The following is a 25,419-nucleotide window of genomic DNA, read 5'->3' on the forward strand; positions in this document are numbered from 1 at the left end:
CGGGTCAGTCGGAGATCCGGAGCCCGAAGCAGGAAGGGATACACGCATGGCGGCTATGAAGCCGAGGACCGGTGATGGTCCGCTGGAGGTCGTCAAGGAAGGCAGGGGGATCGTCATGCGGGTTCCTCTGGAGGGTGGCGGCCGCCTTGTCGTCGAGCTTTCGGCGGACGAGGCAAGTGCCCTCGGTGAGGAACTGAAGAAAATAGTCGGTTGATCCCGATCTAAGACAGAAGTGGTGGAGCCGGGCCCTATTTGAGCTTGCTCGGGGAGCATGACACCTGCGATGGCCCGCGCGACCGACGACGAACACGGCCCTGGCCGCCGGACCGCCTCACGGCGGCTCGCGCCAGGGCCGCGGTGTTCTCCCCGGCGTTCTCCTCGGTGTCCTCCCCGGTGTTCTCCACCACGCCGGGCCTGATGACTGGAGTTACCCCTATGCCCATCTCCCCCCACCTGCTCCTGCCTCGCGTTCCGTACGCGCTGGGGCTCTCCGCCGCGTCCCCCGGGGGCGCGGAGCCCGTCACCGGGGAGGAATCCGGGACCGCGCCCCCCGGTGACGCCGAGCTGCTGGCCGTCCCCTTCGCCGAGGACCTCGCGCCCGAGATCGAGCTGCCGGTGCCCGCGGCGGCGCTGCTCGCCCACCACAAGGCCAAGGGCGAGGCGGGTGAGATCGTCGAGGTCCCCGTCGCGAACGGCGACGCCGTCGGCCGGGTGCTCCTCTACGGGATCGGCGACGGTTCGGCGACCGCCCTGCGCAAGGCGGGCGCGGCGGTGGCGCGGCGCGGCAAGGGCAGGGACGCCATCAGGATCGTGCTCCCCGGCGGGCCGGTGGCCGCGTTCGCGGAGGGCGCGCTGCTGGCCACGTACTCCTTCAGGGCCGGTGAGGCGAAGTCCGCCCCGGTGACGCTGGAGTTCGTCGGCGAGGGGGCCGAGGCGGAGATCGCCGAGGCCGGGGTGATCGCCGGGGCCGTGGCGCTCGCCAGGGACCTGGCCAACACGCCCTCCTCGGTGAAGTCCCCCGCCTGGCTCGCCGAGCGCGCCGCCGAGCAGGGGGTCGCGGTGCGGGTGTGGGACGAGCGGGAGCTGCGCTCCGGCGGGTTCGGCGGCATCCTCGCGGTCGGGCAGGGCTCGGTGAGCCCGCCCCGGCTGATCCAGCTCTCCTACGAGCCCGAGGACGCGACCGGCCACGTGGTCCTGGTCGGCAAGGGCATCACGTACGACACCGGCGGCATCTCGCTCAAGCCGACGAGCAACATGGTGTTCATGAAGACCGACATGGCGGGCGGAGCCGTCGTCATCGCGGTCCTGGGCGCGCTGGCCGCGCTCGGCGTGCGGGTGCGGGTCACCGGCCTCGTCGCCGCCGCCGAGAACGCCTTCTCCGGCACCGCCCAGCGCCCCTCCGACGTGATCACGCAGTACGGCGGCCGGACCGTGGAGGTGCTCAACACCGACGCCGAGGGGCGCCTGGTCCTGGCCGACGCGCTGGCCTACGCCGACGCGGAGCTGGACCCGGACGTCATGGTCGACATCGCCACGCTGACCGGGGCGATCGGCGTCGCCCTGGGCAAGGACCTCGGCGCGGTCTTCGCCTCCGACGACGAGCTGGCCGGGGCGCTGGCCGTGGCGGGGCAGAGCAGCGGGGAGCGGCTCTGGCGGATGCCGCTGATCGAGGACTACGTTCCCGCGCTCGACTCGTCCGTGGCCGACCTGGCCAACATCGAGGTCGGATCGACCTACGGGGCCGGTTCCATCACCGCGGCGCTGTTCCTGCGCGAGTTCACCGGCGGACGGCCGTGGGCGCACCTGGACATCGCGGGTGTCGGCCGCAGCGGCGCGGACGACGGCGTTCTCAGCAAGGGGGCCACCGGGTTCGGTGTGCGCCTGCTGCTCGAATGGCTGTCGGGGTTCCAGGACGGTGACCGGGAGGCGTCGGCGGCCGGAAGGCAGTGACCGGGCGGGACGGAGGGCGGTCATCGGGGAGGCGGTGACCGGCGCCAGGCCCGCGAGCCTGGCGCCCGCCCGGCGCTTCGCCGGCTGCTCGCTACCTGCTCGCCTCGGAGAGGTTGACGATGGCCTCCGCGGCCCGGAAGTGCTTGTTGCGGCCGAGGTCGCCGATGGTCTTGATACCGAACGCCTTGGCCAGATCCTTGGCGTCGCTCTCGCTGACGCCGGAGAGCGCGCTGACCGGGGCGTTGGGAAGCGTGTTGAAATCGGCCCCCTCGTACTCCTTGTCGAGCAGTTTGTCCAGCTTGGCGGCAACCGTCATGGTGCACCCCTGTGTATCGATGATCGTGGAAAAGGCCCGCGTTATGGCCTTACCGGCATCGTTTCCGGCCGACAGGGGATCGACCCGCCTCTTTCAGGATCTTGGTGATCACTTGACGGACCCGTATGAACGGGATTGCCCGGCCCCGGGGCGTGTCGCGGACGGTGTCAGTCGGCGAGCTTGACGGCGGCCAGGATGCCGTCACCCAGGGGCATCATCAGCGGGCGGAGCCGCTCGTCGGAGCGGACCAGCTTGCCCAGCTCCCTGATGGCGACCGTGTCGGGGTCCCGCTGCACGGGGTCGGCCACCCTGTTGCCCCAGAGGGCGTTGTCGAAGACGACGATGCCGCCGACCCGCAGCAGCCGGACGGACTCGGCCAGATAGTCGGCGTACTCGTGCATGGCGCCGTCGCAGAAGACGAGGTCGTAGCCGCCGTCGGAGAGGCGGGGGAGCACGTCGAGGGCGCGGCCGGTGATCAGGCGGATCCGGCCGCCGGAGAACCCGGCCTGGGCGAAGCTCTGCCTGGCCAGCCGCTGGTGCTCGGGCTCCACGTCCACGCTGGTGAGCGTGCCGTCCTGGCGCATGCCGCGGAGCAGCCACAGCCCCGAGACGCCGCAGCCGGTGCCGATCTCCACGACGGCGCGGGCGTTGATGGCGGTGGCGAGGAAGCAGAGGGCGGCGCCGCCACCGGGCAGGATCGGGGGCGCTCCCACCTCCGCGCCGCGCATGCGCGCGGCCCGCAGGATGTCGTCCTCCCGGTGGAACTCGTCGGCATAGGCCAGAGTGGCCTCCAACGGACTTGTCGGCGTCTCTGCCATCGGCCTCTCCTCCCGCTTTCTCCGTACACAGTCATATAGGCGCTGGGTCGCAGCCTAAGGGAGGCAGGCCCGATCGGGAACTCATGTCACCCCCGGTGCGTTGCACGGTTTAAGCGGCCTTTGCCGGTCCTGAAGGTAGTCAGTGCGCACGAAGGGACGAAACCAGGCACTATGGCGATAGCGGTGGTCCCGGAGAGAGGAGTGCTGGTGGAGGAGTCCGACCACCAGGCCGAAGCTCCCGTGTCCGATTGGACACCTCCTACATGGGAGGAGGTGGTCCGGACGCACTCGGCGCGCGTCTACCGGCTGGCCTATCGGCTGACCGGCAACGTGCACGATGCGGAGGACCTCACACAGGAGGTCTTCGTCCGGGTCTTCAGGTCATTGTCGAACTACACGCCAGGCACTTTCGAGGGCTGGCTGCACCGCATCACCACCAACCTGTTCCTCGACATGGCGCGGCGCAAGCAGCGCATCAGGTTCGAGGGGCTCGCCGACGACGCCGCCGAGCGGCTGCGCGGGCGCGAGCCCTCTCCCGCACAGGTGTACGACGACAGCCATCTGGAGCCCGACATCCAGGCGGCACTCGACGCGCTCGCGCCCGAGTTCCGCGCGGCCGTCGTTCTGTGTGACATCGAGGGGCTGTCCTACGAGGAGATCGCGGCGACGCTGGGCGTGAAGCTCGGCACGGTACGAAGCCGGATCCATCGTGGGCGGGCGCAGCTGCGTGAGGCGCTGGAGCATCGCGCGCCGCGGAACGATCAACTCCCCCCGAGCGTTACTCACGGGGAGGAATTCGCATGAGAAACCACAGTCATGACGAATGTCACGACGAGCCACTTGGCAAGGAGTGCGCATGAGTCACCTTGGAGAACGCGTTTCCGCGCTGGTCGACGGTGAGCTGAACCACCACGAGCGCGACCGTGCCCTGTCGCATCTGACCTTCTGCGCCCCCTGCAGGGCCGAGGTCGACGCCATGCGGGCGCTGAAGAGCCGGTTGCGCTCCCTCGACGGTCCCGCGATGCCGACGGACCTGACGATGTCCCTGCTGCGGATGGCGGAGCCCGGCGGCCCGCTGCCCCCGCGTGAGCGCCCCTTTCCGGCCTCACGCACCTTCGGCGGCGCGCCCATTCCGAGCATGCACAGCGTCGCTCCCCCCGACAACCGGCCCCGGGGCCGTGCCGGGGGACCTCGCCGCGCCCGGAGGGCGGGATACGTCGCGGTGGGCGTCGCCTCGGCGGCCGTGGCGATCGGGACCCTGTTCGTGGTAGGCGGGACCGACCCCAACCCCCGTGTCGTGCCACCGGTCGACATGTTCGCCAACCAGCACAGGAACACCGTGCCCTACGGCGGTTCGGCGACGCCGATTCTCTCCCCCTCTCCGTGATCCGGCTGCCCGCCACGGTCATCCTGGCCGCCATGTTGCTGCTGGGACTGGTGGCGGGCGGTCCGGCGTACGCCGTCCGGTCCCCGCACGCCGCGCCGCCGGACGACGTCGAGAGCGAGGACACCGGCCTGCACCTGCTCCGCGAGGCGGCGGTGGCGGGCCGGTCCCGTGGATACTCCGGCACCCAGTACGTCACCGCCTGGGGCGCCTCCGGCGCCACCTCCGCGGTGCTGGAGGTGCGCAACGTCCCGGGGAAGGGGCTGACGGTCCGCGCCGAGCCCTCCGGTTCCGTACGGACCGCCGATCCGGGCACCCCGGCCGGGGGCATGTCCAGCCCGTCCGAGGTGATGCTGGAGGTCCTGGCCCGCAACTACCGGGTCGTGGCCGCGGGGGAGGGCTTCACCTGCGGGCGCCCCGCCCGCCTCGTGGACGTCCTGCGGGCCGACGGCACGACCGCCGCCCGATACTGGCTCGACGAGTCCGGGGGCCCGGTGCTGCGCCGCGAGCTCATGGACGCGGAGGGCCGGGTGGTCAGCGCCGGGGCCTTCGTCGACCTGACGCTCGACCCGGTGGCGAGGGGGACGGCGGTGTCCGTGATGGCCGCCGGTGGCCTGGACCTGGCCGAACTTCCCCGGCTCGAAAGCGAGGGGCGGCGGTTCCCCCGCGCCCTGCCGGGGCGCCTGGAGCTGTTCGCCGCCCACGACACCCCTCCCGGATACGTGTACCTGGGCTACTCGGATGGCCTGTCGGTTGTGTCAGTTTTTATCCAGTCTGGGATGCTTGACGAAGAACGTCTCCGTGGTTGGCATGCGGAGCAGCGCGAGGGGCATACGATCTGGGTTCGAGACCCAGCTGGGCAGGAGACGATCTGGGCGAGTGGGGGTCATGTCTACACCGTCTTTGCCGACGCGCCGGCCGACATGGTCGACGCCGCTGTCGCGGCGTTGCCGCACGAGCCCGTTCCCGATGATCTCTGGACGCGGCTCGGCCGAGGCGCGAGCCGCCTGCTCTCCTGGGTCAATCCCTTCGGATAACGCGTGCTTTACACATCTCGTATGCCGCTCGGGGGAAGATTGCCGGGTTGACTCGGTGAGCGGCCGCCTGCGAGGCAAGGAGTAGTGAGTATTCGATGACCGACGATGCCCGTACTTCCCATGAGGCGCACGATGCTGAGGGGCGTACACCGTCGGACTTCACCGACGGCGGACACGGCACTCCTGAGTCCCGACGCGCCGACTCCTCGGGCCCCGAGTTCTCCCGTCCGGACGGCCCCGAGTTCTCCCGCCCCGAGTTCCTGCCCGCCGGGGAGGGGCCCTTCCAGGCCGAGCGGCCCCGCGACGACGGCTGGAGCCAGCTGGGCGCCCAGCCCGACCGCGCCCGGTGGGGCGGCGGGCGGCAGGACCAGCCCGAGCTGCTCCGCCACGACGGGTACGACAGGCACGACGACGGGTACGGCGACCGGCGCGACGACCGGGACGTGCCGCCCGGCGAGGGGGGCCGGGACCCCGGTTTCACGGGGGAGCACTGGGGTGACCCCTCGGGCAGGCCCAGGCACGACACGGCGGTCTTCGCCTCCCAGCCCGCTCCGCCCCCGCCGCCCGCCCAGGCGTTCGGCATGGGGCAGGGCTGGGCGCCGCCTCCGGGGAACCCCGGCGGTCCCGGGGGCTTCGGCGGCCCGCCGCCCGCCTCCGCGCCCGTCCGGCGCGGGCCGCGCACCGCCACGCTGGTGGTCCTCGCCCTGATGATCGCGCTGCTCGCCTCCACGCTGGGCAGCGTCGGCACCTACCTCCTCACCAAGCCCTCCGGCTCGGGACGCGACCCCTCCTTCAGCCTGGGAGGGGCGCCGACGGGTTCCAACACCCGGGCCCCCGACTCCGTCGCGGGCGTCGCCTCGAAGGTCCTGCCCAGCGTGGTGTCGCTCGCCGTCGAGGGCGGGGCGAGCTCCAGCACCGGCTCCGGCTTCCTGATCAAGGGCGGCTACGTGGTGACCAACAACCACGTGGTGGCCAACGCCGGGACGACCGGCCAGATCCAGATCCAGTTCAACAACCGCAAGTCCACCTCCGCCGTCGTCGTGGGCACCGACCCCGAGTCGGACCTGGCCGTGGTCAAGCCCGCGGAGACCTTCGGCGCCCCCGAGATCACCCTCGGCAACTCCGACAACGTGGTCGTGGGCGATCCGGTCATCGCCATCGGGTCCCCGCTGGGCCTGACCGGCACCGTCACCTCCGGCATCGTCAGCTCGCTCAACCGTCCCGTCCAGGCGGGCGAGGAGAACAGCTCCGAGGCGACCTGGCTCAGCGCCGTGCAGACCGACGCCGCCATCAACCCCGGAAACTCGGGGGGCCCGCTGGTCAACGTCAACGGCGAGGTCATCGGCGTCAACTCGGCGATCGCCACGCTCGGCAGGTCGGTCGGCGGCCAGAGCGGCAGCATCGGCCTCGGCTTCGCCATCCCGGTGAACCACGCCCGGCGGGTCGCCCAGGAGCTGATCACCACGGGCAAGGCCAAGAAGTCGCGGATCGGCGTCGCCATCGACCCGACGTACCAGGGTGTCGGGGTGCGCATCGCCACCGAGTCCAGGCAGGGCACCCAGCCGGTCGAGCCGAACGGTCCCGCCGCCCAGGCGGGTCTCAAGCCCGGCGACGTCATCCTTGAGGTCGAGGGCGTCGTGCTCCAGGACGGCAACGAGCTGATCGCCATGATCCGCAACCGGGCTCCCGGCGAGAAGCTCTCGGTCAAGTACCAGCGGGGTGGCCAGGAGAGCACCGCGACGGTGACCGTCGGCGTCGCTCCCGAGCAGCCCTCTCCCAAACCCTCCTGAGCGTGAGGGCGGGGCGCGTGCTCGCGAGCCGGCGCGTTAGTGTGGAACCTCTCCGGCGTATGGCCGGAGAGGAGCTTCTGGCATCCTCCCGGTAGGAGATCACCGTGTTCGGACTCGGCTGGCCTGAGATCGTGGCGCTGGTGGTGATCGCCCTTCTCGTCTTCGGCCCGGAGAAGCTTCCCCAGGCGGCCTCGCAGGCGGGCAAGACGCTGCGCAACCTGCGCCGGATGGCCAACAACGCGAGAGACGACCTGCGCACGGGCCTCGGGCCCGAGTTCGCCGATTTCGACCCCGCCGACCTCAACCCCAAGAACTTCGTCCGCAAGCACCTCACCGCGGACCTGGAGGACGACTGGAACGGCACCTCGGCCACCACCGCCACCGCCGAACCGGCCGCCCACGCGATGAGCGGCGCCGACGAGCTGGGCTACGGCGAGATTCCCCCGTACGACTCCGACGCGACCTGATTATCGATTTTGCGTAGTTTTTGCGCTTCGTTCGGCTGACCTGTTTCGCTTACGGGCGGTACGCGGCGCGTACGGCTGACCCGTTCCACGAACGGCTTTCGCCCGCCTTCACACACGACGACGGCGGCGCCCCGGTGGAGGGGGCGCCGCCGTCGTCGTTTTCGGGGCCGTGTCCGCGGCCGGGAGGCTGGTCCGGTCTCAGCGCCGGGTGGGCGAGATGCCGAGCTGGAGGCCCTTGATGCTGCCCGACTTCTTGCTCAGGGAGGCGGCGATGCGGCTCAGCTCGGTCGCCGCGGGGGCGTCCGGGTCGGTCAGCACGAGCGGTTTGCCCTCGTCGCCGCCCTCGCGCAGGCGCATGTCGATGGGCACCTGGCCCAGGAGCGGCACGCGGGCGCCGAGGGTGCGGGTCAGCGCGTCGGCCACGGTCTGGCCGCCGCCCTCGCCGAAGACCGAGATCCGCTCGTCGCAGTGCGGGCAGGGCAGCCACGACATGTTCTCGATCACACCGGCGATCTGCTGGTGGGTCTGGACGGCGATCGATCCGGCGCGCTCGGCGACCTCGGCGGCGGCCTGCTGCGGGGTGGTCACCACCAGGAGCTCCGCCGACGGCATCCGCTGCGCCACGGAGATCGCGATGTCGCCGGTCCCCGGGGGCAGGTCCATCAGCAGCACGTCCAGGTCGCCCCAGTAGACGTCGGCGAGGAACTGGTGCAGGGCCCGGTCGAGCATCGGGCCGCGCCACACGACCGGGGTGTTGCCCTCCGGCTTGAACATGCCGACCGAGATGACCTTGATGTCATGCGCCACCGGCGGCATGATCATGTCCTCGACCTTGGTGGGCCGCTCGGAGACACCGAGCATCCGGGGAACGCTGTGCCCGTAGATGTCGGCGTCGACGACGCCGACCTTCAGGCCGCTCGCGGCCATCGCGGCGGCGAGGTTGACGGTGACGGACGACTTGCCGACGCCGCCCTTGCCGGAGGCGACCGCGAAGACGCGGGTGAGCGAGCCGGGCTGGGCGAAGGGGATCTCCTTCTCGGGCCCCTTGTTGCCGCGCAGCTTGGTCTGCAGCGTCTTGCGCTGCTCGGTGCTCATGACGTCCATCTCGACGGAGACGCCGGTCACTCCGTCGATCTTGGAGACCGCGCCGGTGACGTCCCGGGTGATGGTGTCCTTCATGGGACAACCGGAGACGGTCAGGAAGATCGCGACACGTACGGCTCCCTCGGGGGAGATGTCGACGCTCTTGACCATGTCGAGTTCGGTGATCGGCCGACGGATCTCAGGGTCGTTGACGGTCGCGAGGGCGGCCATCACGAGTTCCGGGGTAGGTGCCATCGAAGTGTCGGCAATCACGCCACCCTGGGGCGACGGGGGATGCCGTCCCTCCTTGTCTGTTATCGATGAGGCGTCTCACGGGCGGGATGCGCCCGTCGTGGCGCCCGTATGGCTTTGCGGGAGGCCGATCCCCTCGGGGAACGGCCGGCGTCGTGAGCCCATGGTATGAACCCGAGGACACCGGGAGGAATTCCGAATCCAGCGATGATCACTGAATTCGGACAATTCGCTGTGTAGGTGCGCGCGCAACGTTCTAAGGTTACTCCGTGACCCTCACGGCGGGCGAGTCAAGAGAGAGCGTCGGCTCGGCGGAGCTGGTGGTCTGGCGCACGCTCCAGCGGGCCCAGGTGCGCATCACCCGGGCGCTGGAGGCCGACATGCTGGACGAGCACGACCTGGCCCTGCCCTCGTACGAGGTCCTGTCGCAGCTGTCCGAGGCGCCCGAGCGGCGGCTGAGGATGAACGACCTGGCCGACCGGGTGCTGCTCTCGCGCAGCGGCCTGACCCGGCTCATCGACCGCCTCCAGCGCGACGGCCTGGTCGAGCGGGAGGCCTGCCCCAGCGACGCGCGCGGCCTGTTCGCGGTCCTGACGGACGCGGGCGCCGCGCGGCTGGCCGAGGCCGGTCCCACCTACCTGCGCGGGGTCCGTGCCCAGTTCCTGGACATGCTCGACGCCGACGAGCTGCGGCAGTGCGCGGCCATGCTGAACAAGCTCTTCCCCGACCCCCAGGCCGACACCGGCCCGTATTAGGCCCCGGCCCCTTCCCCGCCGCCTGGAGGGTTTTCCGCCTGTCGCGGCCTGGCTCTGCCGTTCTGACCTCTCTTCGGACAAGACTGTTGGGCGCCATGTCACATGCCAGCCCCAGAGTGATGTCGAACGCATAAAGGATCTTGCCGGTCATACGGACACTCGTGGAGATTGCGGATATTCACGACTAATGCGGAGGCTCGATGCCAAAGTTACGAGCAGCCCTCACCGCCCTCATCGTGGTCGCGGCGGGTGTCACCCCGGCCCACGCGGCCGCCCAACCCTCTCTCACCGTCGAGCGGGGACGGACCCAGCCGGTCTTCTCGTACGCCGACGCCGTCCGCGAGCACGTCTACGTCGAGTCGAGCGTCGACAGCGACGCCGACGGAAGGCCGGACCGGGTCCGTGTCGACATCATCAGGCCGAAGGAGTCCGGTCCCGGGCTCAAGGTGCCGGTGATCATCGACGAGAGCCCGTACTACGACAACTCCGGCCGGGGCAACGAGGCCGAGCGGAAGGTCTACGACGCCGCCGGAAACGTCACGAAATTTCCCCTGTACTACGACAACTACTTCGTGCCGCGCGGGTACGCCGTCCTCAACGTCGACATGATCGGGACCACCAGGTCCGACGGCTGTCCCGACGTCGGCGGGAAGGCCGACGTGCTGGGCGGCAAAGCCGTCATCGACTGGCTGAACGGCCGCGCCACCGCCTACCGCGCCGACGGCACGCCCGCGGTCGCGGACTGGACCACCGGTAAGTCCGCGATGATCGGCAAGTCGTACGACGGCACGCTGGCCAACGCCGTGGCGGCGACCGGGGTGCGGGGGCTGGAGACGATCGTCCCGATCTCGGCGATCAGCTCCTGGTACAAGTACCAGCGCTCCAACGGGGTGATCTACAACTACGACTACATGTCGTGGCTGGGCGACTACGTCGACAGCGACCCCACGGCCAAGTGCGCGGCCACCTGGGCGCGCCTGGACGCCGAGGACGCCGACGACACCGGGAACTACAACGGCTTCTGGGCCGAGCGCGACTACATCGCGGGCTCGCTGGCCGACGTCTCCAAGGTGCGCGCCAGCGTCTTCGCCGTGCACACGGTCAACGACCTCAACGTCATGCCCGACAACTTCTCCAAGTGGTGGAAGGCCCTGGCCGACCGGAACGTGCCCCGCAAGATCTGGGTCGGGCAGTACCAGCACGTGGACCCCTTCGACTTCGAGGGGCGCCGTGACCTCTGGGTCGACACGCTGCACCGCTGGTTCGACTACTGGCTGCTCGGCGTGCGGAACGACATCATGCGCGAGCCCCGCGCCGACGTGCAGAGCAGCCTCGACCGCTGGACCACCCAGTACGACTGGCCCGCCCCGCTCGCCCTGAAGGTCCCCTTCCGCCCCGCGGCGGACGGCTCGTTCGGCCTCGTACCGGCGAAGAAGGGGCAGACCGCCACGTTCACCGACGTCCGCCAGTCCGAGGAGGCGATGGTCGCCGACGTCGGCACGGCGAAGCCGGGGCGGGTGGCCTTCACCACCGGTGAGCTGCCGCTGGACCTGCGCCTGTCCGGCACGCCCGTGGTGGACCTGCGCGTCGCGCTCGACAAGCCCACCTCGAACCTGACCGCCCTCCTCGTCGACTTCGGCGAGGACACCCGGATCGACTGGCGGCGCGGCCAGGGAATCACCACGGTCACCGAGGAGAGCTGCCACGGCGAGAGCACGGCCGCCGACGACGGCTGCTACAAGCAGGTCGTCACCAACCGGGCCACCCGCCCGCTGGAGATCGTCGCCCGGGGCTGGATCGACGTGCAGAACCGCGACTCGCTCAGCACGCCCTCGCCGCTGCCCGCGGGCACCTACGGCAGGGTGAGCTGGGAGACGCTGCCGCAGGACTACGTCTTCAAGAAGGGACACAGGCTGGCCCTCGTGATCGCGGGCACCGACTCGACCTACAACGACGAGAGGGCCACCGGCGCGAACGTCACCGTCGACCTGGCCGGGAGCAAGGTGCTCCTGCCGCTGGCGCTCAGCACCCTGCGGAGCACCGACGTGCCGAAGGACACGGCCAGGTGGACCGGCCCGCAGCTGCTGGACCTGCCGGAGCCGGAGAACCTGTTCTTCTGACCTTCGGGAGGTCCCCGAGGTCCTTGGAAGGCCTTCGGGCGGGGTGTGAGCGGGGCGGTACGCCCGGCTCACACCCCGTCTCCCGTCACCGGCGCGGCCGACCTCGGGCGCGAGGGCCCGCCGGTGGACACCGCGTGCGGTGCTCAGCTCGCGCGTCCGCCGGGCGGGAGGGGTGGAGCCGGGGAAACCCCGGCTCACGACTCCATGGATCCCTGGGGCTCCTGGAGGTCCTCCTGCAGGCGTTGCAGCTCCGAACGGATGTAGTCGCGCGTCGCCACCTCGCCGAGCGCCATCCGCAGGGCGGCGATCTCCCGGGTGAGGTAGTCCAGGTCGGCCTGGTTCCGCTCCGCGGCCCTGCGGTCGTGCTCGTTCTGGACCCGGTCGCGGTCGTCCTGCCGGTTCTGGGCGAGCAGGATCAGCGGCGCCGCGTACGAGGCCTGGAGCGACAGGATCAGCGTCAGGAAGATGAACGGGTACGGGTCGAACTTCAGCGACTGGGGGGCGAGGACGTTCCACAGGACCCAGACGGCGACGAAGCCCGTCATGTAGACCAGGAACCTGGCGGTGCCGAGGAAGCGGGCGATCCGCTCCGACAGCCGCCCGAACGCCTCGGGGTCGTAGTGGGGGCGCAACCGCGGGCCGGGCTGCCTGGGTTGGTCGAGGCGGTCAGGCATTCTCGCCCTCTCTCGGCGGGTGGTCGTCCCGCTCGCGCCAGTCGTCCGGCAGCAGGTGGTCGAGCACGTCGTCCACGGTGACGGCGCCGACCAGGCGGCCCGCCTCGTTCACGACGGGAGCCGCGACGAGATTGTAGTTGGCCAGGTAGGAGGTCACCTGGTTCAGGCTGAACCCCGGCCTGATCGGGTCCAGGGAGGTGTCCAGGATGCCGCCGAGCAGGGTCGAGGGCGGCTCGCGCAGCAGCCGCTGGAAGTGGGCGAGGCCGAGGAAGCGGCCGGTGGGCGTCTCGACGGGCGGCCGGGCCACGTAGACCTGCGCGGCCACCGCCGGGGTGAGGTCGCGCTGGCGGATGCTGGCCAGCGCCTCGGCGACCGTCGCGTTCGGCGGCAGGACCACCGGCTCGCTCGTCATCATCCCGCCCGCGGTGTTCTCTGGGTAGATCAGCAGCCGCCTGACCGGCGCGGCCTCCTCGGGCTCCATCAGCGCCATCAGCGCCTCCGCCTGCTCGGCGGGGAGGTCCTGGAGCAGGTCGGCCGCGTCGTCGGGGTTCATCTCCTCCAGCACGTCCGCGGCCCGCTCGGGGGCGAGCCTGCTCAGGATGCCGATCTGGTCCCGTTCGGGAAGCTCCTCCAGCACGTCCGCGAGCCGTACGTCGTCGAGGGCCGCCGCCACCTCGACCCGCCGCTTGTCGGGCAGCTCGTGCAGGGCCCCGGCCAGGTCGGCGGCGCGCATCGACTCGAAGGCGACCAGCAGGTTGGCCGCGCCCTGGTCCTTCTGGACGGCGCCGAAGCCGCGGACCTCGCCCCAGTCGACGATCTTGGTCGCGCCGCGCCGGCGCAGCCCTATGCCCGGGGCGCTCCCGACCACCGCCACCTTGGTGATCAGCCACTCGGAGCGCCGGTTCTCCTCCATGGCCAGGTCCAGGACCGTCATCCGCTCGCCGTCGACCTCCACGTGGAGGTCGAGCAGTTCGGCGATGGCCAGGGTCTCGGTCGCCCGCTGCTCGAACCTGCGCATGTTGAGCTGGCCGCTGAAGACGACGGCACCCGCCTTGGCGGACCGTATCCGGGTGATCGGCAGGAAGACCCTGCGCCGGGGTTGCACCTCGACGACCAGCCCGTGGACGTACGGCGGCGCGCTGCCGGCGATGGCCACCACCACGTCGCGGACCCGGCCGATCTGGTCCCCGGCGGGGTCGAAGACCGGGGTGCCGGCGAGACGCGCGATGAAGATCCTCACATCTGAAGCGTAGGCCGCATCTCGGGCCGGTCGGTCGCTGCCACGCTCCCCCGGCTCACGATCTGGAATCGGCTTGCTGTCCGATATACCGACATGACAGCATCAAACGTGCTTAACGGTAATTACGAAAATGGTGCGACATGAGACGTGCAGGACTGCTGATCGCGCTCGCGTCGTCCCTGTGCTTCGCCTTCTCGGGGCCCATGGCCAAATATCTGGGCGCGGCGGGGCTGGCCCCGCTGGAGGCGGTCTGGATCCGGATGGCGGGCGCCGGGCTGCTGCTCGTCGGCGTCCTCGCGGTCGCCCGGCCCTCGGCCCTGCGCATCCCCCGCTCACGGCTGCCTTTCCTCCTGGCGTACGCGGTGATCGCGGTCGCCGGTGTGCAGGCGCTGTTCTTCGCGGCGATCACCCGGCTGCCGGTCGGCGTCACCCTGCTGATCGAGTACACCTCGCCGGTGGTGGTGGTGCTCTGGGTGCGGTTCGTCCGGCGGGTACGGCTGCCCCGGGCGGCCTTCGCCGGTGCCGTCGTCGCCGTGGTCGGGCTCGGCATCGTGGTGGAGGTCTGGTCGGGCCTCGCCCTCGATCCGGTGGGCCTGCTGCTCGCCTTCGCCGCGATGACGGGCTGCGCCGGATACTTCCTGCTCAGCGACAGCTTCGGCGACGACGTCGACCCGCTCGGCCTGATCGCCTGGGGCCTGCTCGGCGCCGCCGCGGTGCTCCTGCCGATCTCCCGGCCGTGGAACATCCCCTGGGGCGCGATCAGCGGGACGGCCACCCCCGAGGGCGGCCTCACGCTGCCGGTCCTCGGGGCGCTGGTCTGGCTCATCGTGGTCGCCACGGCCGCCGCGTACATCCTCGGCGTCCTCGCGATCCGCCGCCTGTCGGCCGCCATCGGCGCCACGGTCGCCTCGCTTGAGGTCATCGCCGGGGCGGTGGTCGCCTGGATCCTGCTGGACGAGGCGCTCGGGCCCTTCCAGATCATCGGTGGCGTGATCGTCCTGACCGGCGCCTATCTGGCCCAGCGGGCCACGGCCGCGCTGCCCGCGCCCGTGGCCGCGCGTGAGACCGTGGAGCCCGCTCCCGTGAGGTGAGGCCGGGGTGGACGCCGCAGGACGGCCTCGGCGGTCCTGGCGGCGTCGGCGGCCTTCGGGCTCGTGGTCAGGCGGGCTCGCGTGGGACGAGCCGTATCACCTTGGAAGCCGCCGCCCAGCGCTCCAGCAGCCTCGTGCCGTCGGGGGCGTTGAGCCGCTCCTTGGCGAGCGCGGCGACCGCGTCGGGGGCGTTCGCCTGGTCAACCACCTCCACGGAGGCCTCGAAGGCCACCAGGCGCCCGCCGTTGTCCTTGCTGCGCAGCGTCACTCGCACCTCCCCGGCCTCTGCCAGCCCCGGCAGCGGCTGCTCGCCCCCGCCGGTGACCAGGTAGATCGCGCCGTCGTGCCAGGTGTGCCAGGCCAGCCGGGGCCGGTCCAGCGACAGCCACAGGACGCTCGACTTCTTCGCGCCCTCCTCGATCACGCCCATGAGACGAATGTACGGCCTGCGCCTCCCCGAATGGCGGTACGGGCCATACACGCCGCCAGGTCAGCGCCGCGAGAGTTTCCAGGCCGCCGGGAGCAGCCCGGCCGCGACGACGATCTTGAGGGCGTCGCCGAGCAGGAAGGGCAGCACGCCGAGGGAGAGGCCGGTGACGAGATCCACCTGGGCGACGGCGACGAGGACCGGCAGGCCGAAGGCGTAGATGACCAGGTTGCCGAGGACCATCGTGCCGATCGTGCGCGCGACGGTACGGTCGCCGCCGCGCTCGGCGAGCTTGCCGACGACGGCCGCCGCGGCGACGAAGCCGATGACGTACCCGAAGGACGCCCCGCCGAAGCCGGAGGCGCCGTCGGCGAACCACGGCACGCCCGCGACGCCGGCCAGCAGGTAGAGCGCCATGCTCAGCACCGCGCGGTTCATGCCCAGGGCGGCGCCGACCAGCACGACCGCGAAGGTCTGGCCGCTGACCGGCACCGGCGATCCGGGCAGCGGGAAGCTGAGCTGCGCCGCCAGGCCCGTCAGCGCGGCGCCGCCGACCACGAGCGCGACGTCGCGGACGCGAGAGGCGGGGATGAGGTCGGACAGTACGGCGGGCCTGGCCACCGAGGAGGCGTTTGCCATCGTGCTGGTCTCCTTCGACAGATTCTTGATGTCCATTCTTCTGACATCTCCGGCAAGGGTCCTACGAGATCACCGCCAAGAACACGGCGGGGTCTTTGTGTGGACGCCATAACGTCCGCGACGTCCGTCCGGCCTGTCGTCCGTCCCCGCGCGGGCGTTAGCGTGTTCCCCATGCGTTCCCGACGATCGTGCCTCGCGGTGCCCGGCAGCAACCCCAGATTCCTGGAGAAGGCACAGGGGCTCCCCGCGGACGAGGTCTTCCTCGACCTGGAGGACTCCGTCGCGCCGCTCGCCAAGGAGGGCGCGCGCAAGAACATCGTGGCCGCCCTGCGCGAGGGCGACTGGTCGGGCAGGACGAGGGTCGTCCGGGTCAACGACCTCGGCACCCGGTGGACCTACCGGGACGTCATCGAGGTCGTGGAGGGCGCGGGGGAGTTCGTCGACTGCCTGATGCTGCCCAAGGTGGAGGACGCGGCCCAGGTGATGTGGCTCGACACGCTGCTCACCCAGATCGAGAGGGCGAACGGCCTCCCGGTCGGCCGGATCGGCATCGAGGCCCAGATCGAGAACGCCAGGGGCCTGGTCAACGTGGACGCCATCGGCGGCGCGTCCCCCCGGCTGGAGACGCTCGTGTTCGGCCCGGCCGACTTCATGGCCTCGATCAACATGCGGACCCTGGTGGTCGGCGAGCAGCCGCCCGGCTACACCGAGGGCGACGCCTACCACTACATCCTGATGCGGATCCTGATGGCCGCCAGGACACACGACCTGCAGGCCGTCGACGGCCCGTACCTGGCGATCAGGGACCTCGACGGGTTCCGCCGGGTGGCGGGGCGGGCCGCGGCGCTCGGGTTCGACGGCAAGTGGGTGCTGCACCCCTCCCAGATCGAGGCCGCGAACGAGGTGTTCTCGCCGCCGCAGGAGGACTATGACCACGCCGAGCTGATCCTCGACGCGTACGAGTACTACACGACGGTCGAGAGGCGCGGCGCGGTCATGCTCGGCGACGAGATGATCGACGAGGCGTCCAGGAAGATGGCGCTGGTGGTCGCGGCGAAGGGCAGGGCCGCCGGTCTGCGGCGGACCACGGCCTTCACCCCTCCTACAGCTTGATCCCGATGGTGGTGAAGAACCAGAACGACGAGGTCAGCCAGAGGCCGGTCAGGGCGACGAAGGTCAGCCCGCCGAGGACCGGGAGGGTCCAGCCGGGCAGGCCCCGCTTGGGCAGCGACAGCATCTTCGCGGTGAAGACACCGTAGAAGAAGCAGCCGAGCAGCGAGTGGATCATCACGCGCGGCACGTCGAACTGGGTGCCGAGCGCGTACAGGCAGTGGAGTGCCACCGGGATAGTCAGGATGAACGCCACCCGCCCCGACCAGCGGTGCAGGGCCCCGATCCACGACACGTCCAGCTTGATCCGGCCCCACATGACCAGCGCCGAGAAGAGCTGGACCAGCGCGAGCAGGAACGCGCCGGTGGTGAGCCAGGCCTTCATGGCCAGCGCCCCGGAGAACCCGGCCAGGCCGATCGCGTACCCGGTGGGCGCGTGGACCCGTCCGTAGACGCCCAGCCCGACCGCGACCAGCCCGCCGACGACGAGCGGGACGAGGAGCGGCGCGACGTTGTTCGGCTGCCGGTGCTGAACCGGCGTGACCTGCGTGTCACTCATCAGAACCCCTCGATGAACTCGTCGACGTCCTGCGGGTCCACTTCCACGCCGTTCACGACGGCGTTCTCGCCCGGCTCGGGGATCGGCACGTCGGCGATCTCGTCGCCCACGAGCGTGATGCCGACCCTGGTGCCGTCGTCGAGGTAGATCCATCCGGCGCGGACGTTCGCGCCGCGCACGAGCGCGGTCGCCCGGTAGAGGCCGGAGGGCTTCTTCACGGTCGGAGCCTTGAAGGTCCACTTCCTGCCGTCGAAACCGAGGTTTCCGGTGGCCCTGCCGCCGGCGAGCTGTGCGGTGAGTGAGGCGCCGTGGCGGCCGGACAGGGTGACCTTGCCGTCGGCGGCCTTGCCCTTCATCCAGGCCTCGATCTTGCCGTCGCAGAAGTAGCCGACCGCCTTGCCGTTCCTGATGGAGATCGCGATCAGCCCGCCGTTGCCGGTGACCCGCCCGGCGTAGTCGGCCTTGACGGGGGTGGGCTTGGCCGTCTTGACGGCCTCCGGCTCAGGCTCGGGCGTGGCCTCCGTGGTGGCCTGGGCCGCCGGGGCGGCCACGTCGTCCTGCGCGTTGACGGTCTGTGTGGTCGGTGAGGTGGTGGCGCTGGCCACGCCGAGGGCGACGGCCATCACCGCTCCTGCCGCCAGTGTGTATACGGGCCCCAGCCGTGTCATATCCGCTCCCTGGGGTGGTGGGTTGTGAAGTCAGGTGTACATGCCGTCGTGCCGGGAGTCTGTGAACTAATCCGCACACGGGCGGACGAAGCCGGATTCCTGCCGGAGGTTGCCGGAGGCTTCTTGCCGGAGGTGGGCCGCTGCTGACCGTGATGCCTCGCGACTCTAGGCGGAGGGCGGTGCCGTTTAACGGGGTTTCACGGGAAAAACCGTGATTGATGGCCGGGGGCGTCATGTCCCGCGATACCAGGGGACGTCGCTCCCGTGCCCGGTCCCTTCGACCGCTCCCCGCGACGGGTCCTCGTGACAGGTCCTCGCGACGGGGGTTTCAGAGGGATCTTCCAGTGGCTGATGTTTTTGAAATTTAAAGGATAAAACCTGACAATTCCGGCGCTCGGTTGATAAATCTGACTAGAGAGGTCTCGTCATCGCGGCCAGGACGTGTTGCTCTTGACTGTGTACGGACGGCGGCCGGGTATCCGGCCGTGGGAGGTGATCGTTTCCGGAGAACGGGGTAGTAGTAGGGTCGCGTGCGATTTGCCGCATCCGTAGGGGTTGCGGCCTGCTGTTACGGAGACGACTGGAACGGTCCGGGGTGGTGACCCCTGGCTGGAACGGGCTTCCTGCGAGGAGGTGCTGAGCGTGGCCTCGGGCCCCCACGACCCGCGCTCGCGAGAGTGGCCGGTGGACGACGACGGCGTTCACGACGATGCTGTACACGAAGGCGGGTCCCAGGAGTCCCACCCGTCCCCCCCGACGATCCAGCACTCCCCGCCGGGCCCCTCCGACGACGGGGCGCGAGGGGTCCCCATGGCCTCCCCGTGGATGCTCCCGCCGTTCGCGGCGCCCACCCCGGACGACGGCGAGCCGCCCCAGGCCCGTCCCGAGGGCCTCGGCGGCGAGCGTCGCCGCCCGTACGCCCGCCCCTACGGCCCCGCCCCCCAGCCTCCCGTACCCCCTCCTCCCGCGCGCCGGCCCGCCGGGCCGCCCCCGCAGGAGCCTCCCGCCGGTCCTGTCGCCGACTCCCCGCCCTCGGAGGAGAGGCCCGCCGGGCCGGGACGCCACGCCACGCCCGAGCGGGGGCGTCCGCGCCTGGTGGACCGTCCGGACCTCCTGGTCGCCTCCGGGCCGGCCCCCGAGCGCAGGGGCAGGAGAAGGGCGGAGCGGCCCGACCTCCTGGTCGCCTCGGCGCCACCCGGGGAGACGGGAACGGACCGGACGGAGCCCCCGCCCGCGGACCGCATCAGGGTCGAGCCGAGCATCGCGGCGACGCCGGAACCGGCCCCGGAACCGGAATCCGGGCCCGATCCCAGACAGGAACCCGGAGCGCGGACCAGACCGGACCCCAGACCGGAACCCGGCTCGGCACCCGGTTCCGCCCCCGAACGACCCGTCGAACCCGGACGGCCCGCCGAACCCGAGCGGCCCGTCGAGTACGAACGCCCCGCCGACTACGAGCGGTCCCCCGACTACGAGCGATCCCCCGTGCCGGTCGAGGACGACTTCGACTTCGAGCCCGTACGCAGGGTCGGCCGCCCGCCCGGTGGCAGGCCCGCCAGGCCCGACCTGCTCGTCGCGCAGGGCCCGCCGGGCAGGCGGGGGCCGAACGGCGGGCGGCACCACCGCCCGGCCACCGCGCCCTCCGCCGTACGCCGTTCCACCCCGACCAGGCGCAGGCGCGGCCGGGGGCTGGTGATCCCCTTCCTGATGGTCCTGGTCCTCACCGTCGCGGTCGGCGGCGGCCTGGTCCTGTGGGGCTGGGTGAGCAGCCCGTTCGCCACCGGCCTCCGGCTGGTCGGCGACGAGGTGAGCTCGGGCGACGACAACTTCGTGCCGCTGGCCGGTGTCGGCGGCAACGGGTCCAACCAGGTGCTCAACGCGGTGGCCTCGGTGGGCTCCGTCATGGTCGCGGTCGGCAGCGACACCACCAGCCCGGTCCCCAGGCCGCTGTTCCTGGTCTCTCCCGACGGCGGCACGACCTGGCAGCTGGGCAAGGTGACCGGCCCGGCGGGGCAGGAGACGGGGCCGACCACGGTGGGCCGGGTGGCGGGCGGCGACGGCCTCTGGCTGGCCGCCGGTAACGACCCCCTCGGCTCCGGGCACGGCCTGTGGACCAGCTCCGACGGCTACGGCTGGACCGCGGCCGACCCCGGCGAGCTGGGCGCCTTCGCGCGCGGGGACAAGATCATGGATCTGGCCAGGACCGACTCCGGCTTCGTCGCGGTCGGCGCCGCCGTACTGGACGACGGCACCACCGGGGCCGTCGCCTGGGTCTCCCCGGACGGGCGCGCCTGGGACCGGGTGGAGACCCGGGAGATCGGCATGCCGGACAAGGTGCGCGGCATCAAGGCGGTCGTCGCCAAGGGGGACGCCGTCGTCGCGCTGGCGGACCCGGCCCAGGGCCAGTCCACCTCGGTCATCCTGCGCTCGTCCGACGGGGGCGGGAGCTGGCAGCGGACCGGTGCCGCGCTCAACGACGTCGTCCCGGAGCCGGGCGCGCTCGCCGTGGCCGGCGGCGGGTTCGTGCTCGTACCGACCCAGCAGCGCAGCGACAAGGGCGAGGTCCGCGTCTACTGCTCGCCCGAGGGCGCCGAATGGAAGGCCTGCGGCGCCATCACCGGCCTGGGGCCCGAGGGCACGGGTGTCAAGCGCCTCGCCTCCTCCTCGGCGGGCGTGGCCGCGGTCGTCGAGTCGGGCTTCGAGCGCTACACCGTCCACACCAGCGAGGACGGCCGCGACTGGAACAGGACCACCGACCTCGGCGAGGTGCCGGGCTCGCTGCGGGCGCTCGCGATGTCCGACAACGGCACGCTCGTCGTCGGCGGCGACGAGCGCGCCGCCGACGTGGACAACCGGGTGGTCCTCATCACCGCGCCCAAGGGCGGCGAGCCTACGCCGGTGTCCCTGGGCGGGATCCAGGGCCTCGCCAGGGCCGCCCGCGAGACGGCCAGGGTGGCCGCGGGGGACGGCAGGTTCGTCGCGGTGGGCGCCGTCTCCGGCGACGCCGGGATCTGGAGCAGCGCGAGCGGTGAGAACTGGAAGGCCGGCGGCCCGGCGCAGCTCCTCGGCGGCCCCAGGCGGCAGGCGCTCGCCGACGTCGCGCACGGCAGGCGGGGCTGGCTGACCGTCGGCAGCACGATGACCGACGCCTCCTCCACCGAGCCGCTGATGCTCACCTCCTCCGACGGCCAGAGCTGGCGCAGGGTGCCGGTGCTGGGCCCCCTCGCCCCGACGAACGACCACGACTTCCTCGCCCCGCACGCGGTGGCCGCGGGGCCGTCCGGCTACGTCATGGCGGGCGAGGACCGCGGGCCCGCCGCCACCGTGCCCGTCCTGTGGTTCTCCGCCGACCTCAAGCGCTTCGCCAGGGCCTCCAAGCTTCCCGCGGGCGGTACGGGGGTGCGGCTGCACGACGTCTCGGCGACCTCGTCCGGGTACGTGGCGGTCGGCGGCACCGGCACGGCCGAGCGCGAGACCGGGGTGGTCTGGGTGTCGGCCGACGGGGTCAACTGGACCGCGCGCAAGCCGGTCCTGCCCCCGGGGGCGACGTCCGCGGGCCTGCGGCACGTGGTCCTGCACGGCGGGTACGTCGTCGCGGCGGGCACGGCCAGGACCGAGGACGGCACGAGGGCCTTCGGCGCGGTGTCGGACGACAACGGGGCGAGCTGGGAGTTCTCCTGGTTCCCCGCCGACCGGGCGTCCGCCGTCCAGGACCTCGCCGCGACGCCGGAGGGCGTGGTGGCCGTCGGCTGGCACGGGGCGCCGGGGGCCGGCGACAGCGCGGCCTGGACCTCCGAGGACGGGCTGAAGTGGCAGCGCCACACCCCGAGCCAGGGCGGCCTGGACGGCGACGGCGCCCAGTGGCTCGGCGCGGTGGCGGTCTCCGGCGGCCAGGTCGTGGCCCTGGGCCGCTCCACCACCTACAGCGCGGACCACCTCACCCTGTGGCGCTCCACGCTCACCTCGTCGCGATGACCGGGGAGCGCGCCCCGGTCTCGCGGCCGAGAGCCGTGCCCCGGTCTCGTGGCCGAGAGCCGCGCTCCGGTCCTGAGGCCGGGATCCCGCGACGCTCGCGGCGGGCCCGTAACGGGCCTCGCGGGCTCACCCGGGCTCGATGACCGCCCACTCGACCAGCGCGTCCAGCAGGCCGGGGGTGAGGGGGAGGCGCGGGAGCTCCTCGGGGGCGAACCAGCGGGCGTCCGCGGCGTCGTCCCCGGCGGCGAGCGTGCCCCCGGAGACCTCGGCGAGATAGTCGCGGATCTCGTAGACGGCGCCGCCGGGACCCGGGCGGTCGACGGTCCCGGCCAGGGGCCCGGGAACGACCGTGAGCCCGGTCTCCTCAAGGACCTCCCTGGCGACCGCCTCGGGGTCGGACTCCCCGGGCCCGACCCGCCCGCCGGGGACGGACCACAGGCCCTCACCGGGGGGTCTGCCACGGCGGACCAGCAGCATCCGCCCCGAGCCGTCAAGGATGATCGCTCCGACACAATTTACGCGCACGTGAACAATATTACGTTGTGATAACGACCGAGCCTCTTGACGGATGGCCCGCGGAAGAAGCAGCGTGGGTAGGCGTGAAAGCCGCCCCTACGTGCCCACGGTGTTTCGGCCCGCTTCGTCCGCCGGGTGCTTGGTCGAGCTCCTGGAGATGCGGTCCCCACGGCGATGTCCTGCCGTTCCAGCCACCCAGACCTCCGTCCTCCGCCGCCGTGGAGGCCGTCACCCGAGGTTCCCGCGTACCCGCCTGGGTTCCCTGGCCGCTGCCCACGGGGTGGCTGGTCACGGGGTTCGGCGAGGTGGGCGACGAGCGCAGCGACGTACGGGCCACCGTGGTCGCGGTCTCCGGTCCCTCGCTGACCCACGGCCCCGCCGACCTGCTGATCATCGCCGAGGAGCCCGGAGTGGGGCTCGGCGCGGCGTTCGCCGGGTTGGAGGCCACCGATCCGGGGACCGGGTTCGACAAGGGCCCGCCGCACGCCAAGATCGACGTCAGGGGCCATCCGGCCGCCCTGTGGTGCGTCACCGCCGCCCCCGACCGGGCCGTCTACGCGGGCGAGGCGCTGGGAAACTGGCTCTGGGCGGTCGTGTGGCCCGCCGAGGCCGGTTACCTGATCACCCTGGCCGAGCTGTCCCTGCGCGACCTGCGCGACCAGGACCAGACCCTCGACCTGCCCTTCGGGGCGTTCTCCCCGCGTCTGGACTTCCTGGCCCCCTGACACCGCCGGGCCACCCTCGCCCTTCCCACCCTCTCCTTCTCCGGAGACTTGACCCTTCTGTCCGAACCGGGGGGCGGGGGGAGGCAGTAAAGTTCGGAAGCGTGACAGCGCGTATCGAGCGAGTGGTGACCGAGGGCGTCGTCGATGTCGACGGCGTCGAGCACAAGGTCGAGAACAACACGTGGATCCTGGGTGACGACGAGGATGTCATCGTCATCGACGCCGCGCGCGACGCGGAGAGGATCCTTGAGAAGGTCGGCGAGCGGGAGGTGCTGGCGATCATCTGCACCCACGGCCTGCCCGACCACGTGGGCGCGGCCATCGAGGTCGCGGCCAGAGACGAGGCGGTGGTCGCACTCCACCCGAAGGACCGGCCCCTGTGGCGGCTGACCTGGCCCGACACCTGGCCGGACATCGACATGGAGGACGACGGCCTGTTCGAGGTCGGCGGCGTCCAGCTGGAGGTCATGTCCACCCCGGGCATCTCCCACGGCGGCGTCTCGCTGTACTGCGAGGCCCTGGACGCGGTCTTCACCGGCAAGACCCTCCAGGCCGACGGCCCCGGCAAGATCGGCGGTGAGTACCCCGCGCTGGCCGACCAGCTGACCGCCATCGGCGGGCGGCTGTTCACCCTGCCGCACCGCACCCGGGTGCTGCCCGCGCACGGCGAGGAGACGACCATCGGCGATCTGGAGCCCCAGTTCGACGCCTGGCTCTCCGGCTCGCTCACCCGCGACGCCGACGCGCCGGAGGAAGAGGAGGGGCCGCTGCCCGACGGCACCCGCGTGTCGGGAATCCGGCTGAACCCCCGGAACGATCTGCTCTAGATGGATCAGCTTCCCCTGGAGGGCATGCCGCGGCGGCTCTACGCCTGCACGCCGTCGCGGCTGAACAACTGGCTCGACTGCCCCCGCCGCTACCGGTTCACCTACATGGACCGGCCCACGCCGCAGAAGGGCCCGCCGTGGGCGCACAACAGCGTGGGCGCCAGCGTGCACAACGCCCTGGCCGCCTGGTGGCGCGAGCCGTACGAGCGGCGCACGCCCGAGGTCGCGGCGAGTCTTCTCACCAAGGGATGGATCAACGAGGGGTTCCGCGACGCCGAGCAGTCGCGGACCTGGCGGGACCGGGCCGGGGAGATGGTCTCCGGATACGTCGCGAGCCTCGACCCGTCCGCCGAACCGGTCGGCGTCGAGCGTACGGTCGCCACACGCACCTCCGTCGTGGCGCTCTCCGGCCGGGTGGACCGGCTCGACCGGCGCGGCGAGGAGCTGGTCGTGGTCGACTACAAGACCGGCCGCCGCCCGCTGAACACCGACGACGCCCGTTCCTCGCTCGCGCTCGCGGTCTACGCCATCGCCTCCTCCCGGATGATGCACACCCCCTGTCACCGGGTCGAGCTGCACCACCTGCCGACCGCCTCGATCGTGGAGTGGGAGCACACCGACGAGTCGCTCGCCCGCCACCTGGGCCACGCCGAGGAGATCGCCGTCGAGGCCTCCGAGGCCGACGAGCGCTACAAGGAGTGGTCGGCCACCACCCGGCCCAAGGGGACCGCCCCGCCCAAGGCGCGCGGCGGCGGCGACCGCGCCGCGCCCGCGGTGCCCCCCGAGATCGACGCGGTCTTCCCGCCCCGTACGGGCCCGCTGTGCTCGTGGTGCGACTTCCGCCGCCACTGCCCCGAGGGCCAGGCCACGGGCGACGACCGCGAGCCCTGGGCCGCCCTCGCCGACTGACCGTGTTCGCGGGCTTCCCGGTCCGCCCCCCGCCCCCGTCCCCCGCCGGCCGTCTCTGGCCGCGAAGGCCCGCCCAACCGTGCCCCG

Annotated in this window: 25 protein-coding genes; 15 read left to right on the forward strand and 10 right to left on the reverse strand. The window is 71.7% G+C overall.

Annotated elements, in window-relative coordinates:
* Positions 1-46: 46 nt before the first annotated feature.
* Positions 47-214 (forward strand): DUF3117 domain-containing protein, encoded by a 168-nt coding sequence (locus tag ACSC1Q_RS39760; RefSeq protein ID WP_084195322.1) that lies wholly within the window; start codon positions 47-49, stop codon positions 212-214.
* Between the two features lie 221 nt (positions 215-435).
* Positions 436-1,950 (forward strand): leucyl aminopeptidase, encoded by a 1,515-nt coding sequence (locus tag ACSC1Q_RS39765; RefSeq protein WP_436763914.1) that lies wholly within the window; start codon positions 436-438, stop codon positions 1,948-1,950.
* Positions 1,951-2,041: 91 nt separating this feature from the next.
* On the opposite strand, the gene ACSC1Q_RS39770 is transcribed toward ACSC1Q_RS39765, so the two are convergent.
* Positions 2,042-2,266, reverse strand: coding sequence for a hypothetical protein (locus ACSC1Q_RS39770; protein ID WP_436763915.1), 225 nt, complete (start codon positions 2,264-2,266; stop codon positions 2,042-2,044).
* 167 nt (positions 2,267-2,433) lie between these two features.
* A complete protein-coding gene (locus ACSC1Q_RS39775) occupies positions 2,434-3,084 on the reverse strand; it encodes an O-methyltransferase (RefSeq protein WP_362685333.1) in 651 nt (216 codons plus the stop codon).
* Between the two features lie 171 nt (positions 3,085-3,255).
* On the opposite strand from ACSC1Q_RS39775, the gene sigE reads away from it, so the two are divergent.
* From sigE to ACSC1Q_RS39800, 5 genes are all read left to right on the forward strand, one after another.
* Positions 3,256-3,888, forward strand: a complete 633-nt coding sequence (sigE, locus tag ACSC1Q_RS39780) for an RNA polymerase sigma factor SigE (RefSeq protein WP_436763916.1) — start codon at positions 3,256-3,258, stop codon at positions 3,886-3,888.
* A gap of 52 nt (positions 3,889-3,940) precedes the next feature.
* A complete protein-coding gene (locus tag ACSC1Q_RS39785) occupies positions 3,941-4,471 on the forward strand; it encodes an anti-sigma factor family protein (protein ID WP_350972032.1) in 531 nt (176 codons plus the stop codon).
* Positions 4,468-5,505: a sigma-E factor regulatory protein RseB domain-containing protein gene (locus ACSC1Q_RS39790; protein WP_436763917.1), complete on the forward strand. Its 1,038-nt coding sequence runs from the start codon at positions 4,468-4,470 to the stop codon at positions 5,503-5,505. The genes ACSC1Q_RS39785 and ACSC1Q_RS39790 overlap by 4 nt, the downstream gene beginning before the upstream one ends.
* Before the next feature lie 95 nt (positions 5,506-5,600).
* Entirely contained in the window at positions 5,601-7,295 is a 1,695-nt protein-coding gene (locus ACSC1Q_RS39795) for a S1C family serine protease (RefSeq protein WP_436763918.1), read from the forward strand.
* 104 nt (positions 7,296-7,399) lie between these two features.
* A complete protein-coding gene (locus ACSC1Q_RS39800) occupies positions 7,400-7,762 on the forward strand; it encodes a sec-independent translocase (protein WP_350972036.1) in 363 nt (120 codons plus the stop codon).
* A 198-nt stretch (positions 7,763-7,960) separates the two neighbouring features.
* On the opposite strand, the gene ACSC1Q_RS39805 is transcribed toward ACSC1Q_RS39800, so the two are convergent.
* Positions 7,961-9,100: an Mrp/NBP35 family ATP-binding protein gene (locus tag ACSC1Q_RS39805; RefSeq protein ID WP_436763919.1), complete on the reverse strand. Its 1,140-nt coding sequence runs from the start codon at positions 9,098-9,100 to the stop codon at positions 7,961-7,963.
* Between the two features lie 266 nt (positions 9,101-9,366).
* On the opposite strand from ACSC1Q_RS39805, the gene ACSC1Q_RS39810 reads away from it, so the two are divergent.
* Together ACSC1Q_RS39810 and ACSC1Q_RS39815 are read left to right on the forward strand one after the other, a co-directional pair.
* Positions 9,367-9,852 (forward strand): MarR family winged helix-turn-helix transcriptional regulator, encoded by a 486-nt coding sequence (locus ACSC1Q_RS39810; protein WP_436763920.1) that lies wholly within the window; start codon positions 9,367-9,369, stop codon positions 9,850-9,852.
* A gap of 200 nt (positions 9,853-10,052) precedes the next feature.
* Positions 10,053-11,972, forward strand: coding sequence for a Xaa-Pro dipeptidyl-peptidase (locus ACSC1Q_RS39815; RefSeq protein WP_436763921.1), 1,920 nt, complete (start codon positions 10,053-10,055; stop codon positions 11,970-11,972).
* A gap of 194 nt (positions 11,973-12,166) precedes the next feature.
* Here ACSC1Q_RS39815 and ACSC1Q_RS39820 read toward each other — a convergent pair whose 3' ends face one another.
* Together ACSC1Q_RS39820 and ACSC1Q_RS39825 are read right to left on the reverse strand one after the other, a co-directional pair.
* A complete protein-coding gene (locus ACSC1Q_RS39820) occupies positions 12,167-12,646 on the reverse strand; it encodes a DUF1003 domain-containing protein (protein WP_436763922.1) in 480 nt (159 codons plus the stop codon).
* The gene (locus tag ACSC1Q_RS39825; protein ID WP_436763923.1) at positions 12,639-13,886 is read right to left on the reverse strand and encodes a magnesium transporter MgtE N-terminal domain-containing protein; all 1,248 of its coding nucleotides are present in this window, start codon (positions 13,884-13,886) and stop codon (positions 12,639-12,641) included. Before ACSC1Q_RS39825 ends, ACSC1Q_RS39820 begins: the two co-directional genes overlap by 8 nt.
* Before the next feature lie 140 nt (positions 13,887-14,026).
* Here ACSC1Q_RS39825 and ACSC1Q_RS39830 point away from each other — a divergent pair, with 140 nt between their 5' ends.
* Positions 14,027-14,977, forward strand: a complete 951-nt coding sequence (locus ACSC1Q_RS39830) for an EamA family transporter (protein WP_436763924.1) — start codon at positions 14,027-14,029, stop codon at positions 14,975-14,977.
* 67 nt (positions 14,978-15,044) lie between these two features.
* On the opposite strand, the gene ACSC1Q_RS39835 is transcribed toward ACSC1Q_RS39830, so the two are convergent.
* On the reverse strand, positions 15,045-15,407 hold the full coding sequence (locus ACSC1Q_RS39835; protein ID WP_436763925.1) for a hypothetical protein: 363 nt from the start codon (positions 15,405-15,407) through the stop codon (positions 15,045-15,047).
* A gap of 60 nt (positions 15,408-15,467) precedes the next feature.
* Positions 15,468-16,079 (reverse strand): biotin transporter BioY, encoded by a 612-nt coding sequence (locus ACSC1Q_RS39840; protein WP_436763926.1) that lies wholly within the window; start codon positions 16,077-16,079, stop codon positions 15,468-15,470.
* 135 nt (positions 16,080-16,214) lie between these two features.
* Between ACSC1Q_RS39840 and ACSC1Q_RS39845 the strand changes: the two genes are divergently transcribed.
* On the forward strand, positions 16,215-17,156 hold the full coding sequence (locus ACSC1Q_RS39845; protein ID WP_436763927.1) for an HpcH/HpaI aldolase/citrate lyase family protein: 942 nt from the start codon (positions 16,215-16,217) through the stop codon (positions 17,154-17,156).
* On the opposite strand, the gene ACSC1Q_RS39850 is transcribed toward ACSC1Q_RS39845, so the two are convergent.
* Together ACSC1Q_RS39850 and ACSC1Q_RS39855 are read right to left on the reverse strand one after the other, a co-directional pair.
* Positions 17,146-17,712 carry a DUF6529 family protein gene (locus ACSC1Q_RS39850; protein WP_436763928.1) on the reverse strand — a complete coding sequence of 189 codons (567 nt, stop codon included), beginning with the start codon at positions 17,710-17,712 and terminating at the stop codon, positions 17,146-17,148. The two genes, ACSC1Q_RS39845 and ACSC1Q_RS39850, sit on opposite strands and share 11 nt — an antisense overlap.
* Complete coding sequence (locus ACSC1Q_RS39855; RefSeq protein WP_436763929.1) at positions 17,712-18,380, reverse strand: hypothetical protein; 669 nt, start codon at positions 18,378-18,380, stop codon at positions 17,712-17,714. Before ACSC1Q_RS39855 ends, ACSC1Q_RS39850 begins: the two co-directional genes overlap by 1 nt.
* 810 nt (positions 18,381-19,190) lie before the next feature.
* Between ACSC1Q_RS39855 and ACSC1Q_RS39860 the strand changes: the two genes are divergently transcribed.
* A complete protein-coding gene (locus ACSC1Q_RS39860; protein ID WP_436763930.1) occupies positions 19,191-22,355 on the forward strand; it encodes a hypothetical protein in 3,165 nt (1,054 codons plus the stop codon).
* 126 nt (positions 22,356-22,481) lie between these two features.
* Here ACSC1Q_RS39860 and ACSC1Q_RS39865 read toward each other — a convergent pair whose 3' ends face one another.
* Complete coding sequence (locus tag ACSC1Q_RS39865) at positions 22,482-22,880, reverse strand: NUDIX hydrolase (RefSeq protein WP_436763931.1); 399 nt, start codon at positions 22,878-22,880, stop codon at positions 22,482-22,484.
* Positions 22,881-22,954: 74 nt separating this feature from the next.
* Between ACSC1Q_RS39865 and ACSC1Q_RS39870 the strand changes: the two genes are divergently transcribed.
* The 3 genes from ACSC1Q_RS39870 to ACSC1Q_RS39880 all read left to right on the forward strand — a co-directional run bounded on the left by ACSC1Q_RS39870 (position 22,955) and on the right by ACSC1Q_RS39880 (position 25,332).
* Positions 22,955-23,596 (forward strand): DUF6758 family protein, encoded by a 642-nt coding sequence (locus ACSC1Q_RS39870; protein WP_436763932.1) that lies wholly within the window; start codon positions 22,955-22,957, stop codon positions 23,594-23,596.
* Between the two features lie 101 nt (positions 23,597-23,697).
* Entirely contained in the window at positions 23,698-24,423 is a 726-nt protein-coding gene (locus ACSC1Q_RS39875) for an MBL fold metallo-hydrolase (RefSeq protein ID WP_436763933.1), read from the forward strand.
* On the forward strand, positions 24,424-25,332 hold the full coding sequence (locus tag ACSC1Q_RS39880) for a RecB family exonuclease (RefSeq protein ID WP_436763934.1): 909 nt from the start codon (positions 24,424-24,426) through the stop codon (positions 25,330-25,332).
* Positions 25,333-25,419: the final 87 nt, after the last annotated feature.

Source organism: Streptosporangium heterodermiicola (genome assembly GCF_051390675.1).
Taxonomy (GTDB): Bacteria; Actinomycetota; Actinomycetes; order Streptosporangiales; family Streptosporangiaceae; genus Streptosporangium.

Coding starts and splice junctions, on each gene's coding strand:
- ACSC1Q_RS39760 (WP_084195322.1), top strand. CDS start 47: ATGGCGGCTATGAAGCCGAGGACCGGTGATGGTCCGCTGGAGGTCGTC.
- ACSC1Q_RS39765 (WP_436763914.1), top strand. CDS start 436: ATGCCCATCTCCCCCCACCTGCTCCTGCCTCGCGTTCCGTACGCGCTG.
- ACSC1Q_RS39770 (WP_436763915.1), bottom strand. CDS start 2,266: ATGACGGTTGCCGCCAAGCTGGACAAACTGCTCGACAAGGAGTACGAG.
- ACSC1Q_RS39775 (WP_362685333.1), bottom strand. CDS start 3,084: ATGGCAGAGACGCCGACAAGTCCGTTGGAGGCCACTCTGGCCTATGCC.
- sigE (WP_436763916.1), top strand. CDS start 3,256: ATGGCGATAGCGGTGGTCCCGGAGAGAGGAGTGCTGGTGGAGGAGTCC.
- ACSC1Q_RS39785 (WP_350972032.1), top strand. CDS start 3,941: ATGAGTCACCTTGGAGAACGCGTTTCCGCGCTGGTCGACGGTGAGCTG.
- ACSC1Q_RS39795 (WP_436763918.1), top strand. CDS start 5,601: ATGACCGACGATGCCCGTACTTCCCATGAGGCGCACGATGCTGAGGGG.
- ACSC1Q_RS39805 (WP_436763919.1), bottom strand. CDS start 9,100: ATGGCACCTACCCCGGAACTCGTGATGGCCGCCCTCGCGACCGTCAAC.
- ACSC1Q_RS39815 (WP_436763921.1), top strand. CDS start 10,053: ATGCCAAAGTTACGAGCAGCCCTCACCGCCCTCATCGTGGTCGCGGCG.
- ACSC1Q_RS39820 (WP_436763922.1), bottom strand. CDS start 12,646: ATGCCTGACCGCCTCGACCAACCCAGGCAGCCCGGCCCGCGGTTGCGC.
- ACSC1Q_RS39830 (WP_436763924.1), top strand. CDS start 14,027: ATGAGACGTGCAGGACTGCTGATCGCGCTCGCGTCGTCCCTGTGCTTC.
- ACSC1Q_RS39835 (WP_436763925.1), bottom strand. CDS start 15,407: ATGGGCGTGATCGAGGAGGGCGCGAAGAAGTCGAGCGTCCTGTGGCTG.
- ACSC1Q_RS39840 (WP_436763926.1), bottom strand. CDS start 16,079: ATGGACATCAAGAATCTGTCGAAGGAGACCAGCACGATGGCAAACGCC.
- ACSC1Q_RS39845 (WP_436763927.1), top strand. CDS start 16,215: ATGCGTTCCCGACGATCGTGCCTCGCGGTGCCCGGCAGCAACCCCAGA.
- ACSC1Q_RS39850 (WP_436763928.1), bottom strand. CDS start 17,712: ATGAGTGACACGCAGGTCACGCCGGTTCAGCACCGGCAGCCGAACAAC.
- ACSC1Q_RS39855 (WP_436763929.1), bottom strand. CDS start 18,380: ATGACACGGCTGGGGCCCGTATACACACTGGCGGCAGGAGCGGTGATG.
- ACSC1Q_RS39860 (WP_436763930.1), top strand. CDS start 19,191: ATGGCCTCCCCGTGGATGCTCCCGCCGTTCGCGGCGCCCACCCCGGAC.
- ACSC1Q_RS39880 (WP_436763934.1), top strand. CDS start 24,424: ATGGATCAGCTTCCCCTGGAGGGCATGCCGCGGCGGCTCTACGCCTGC.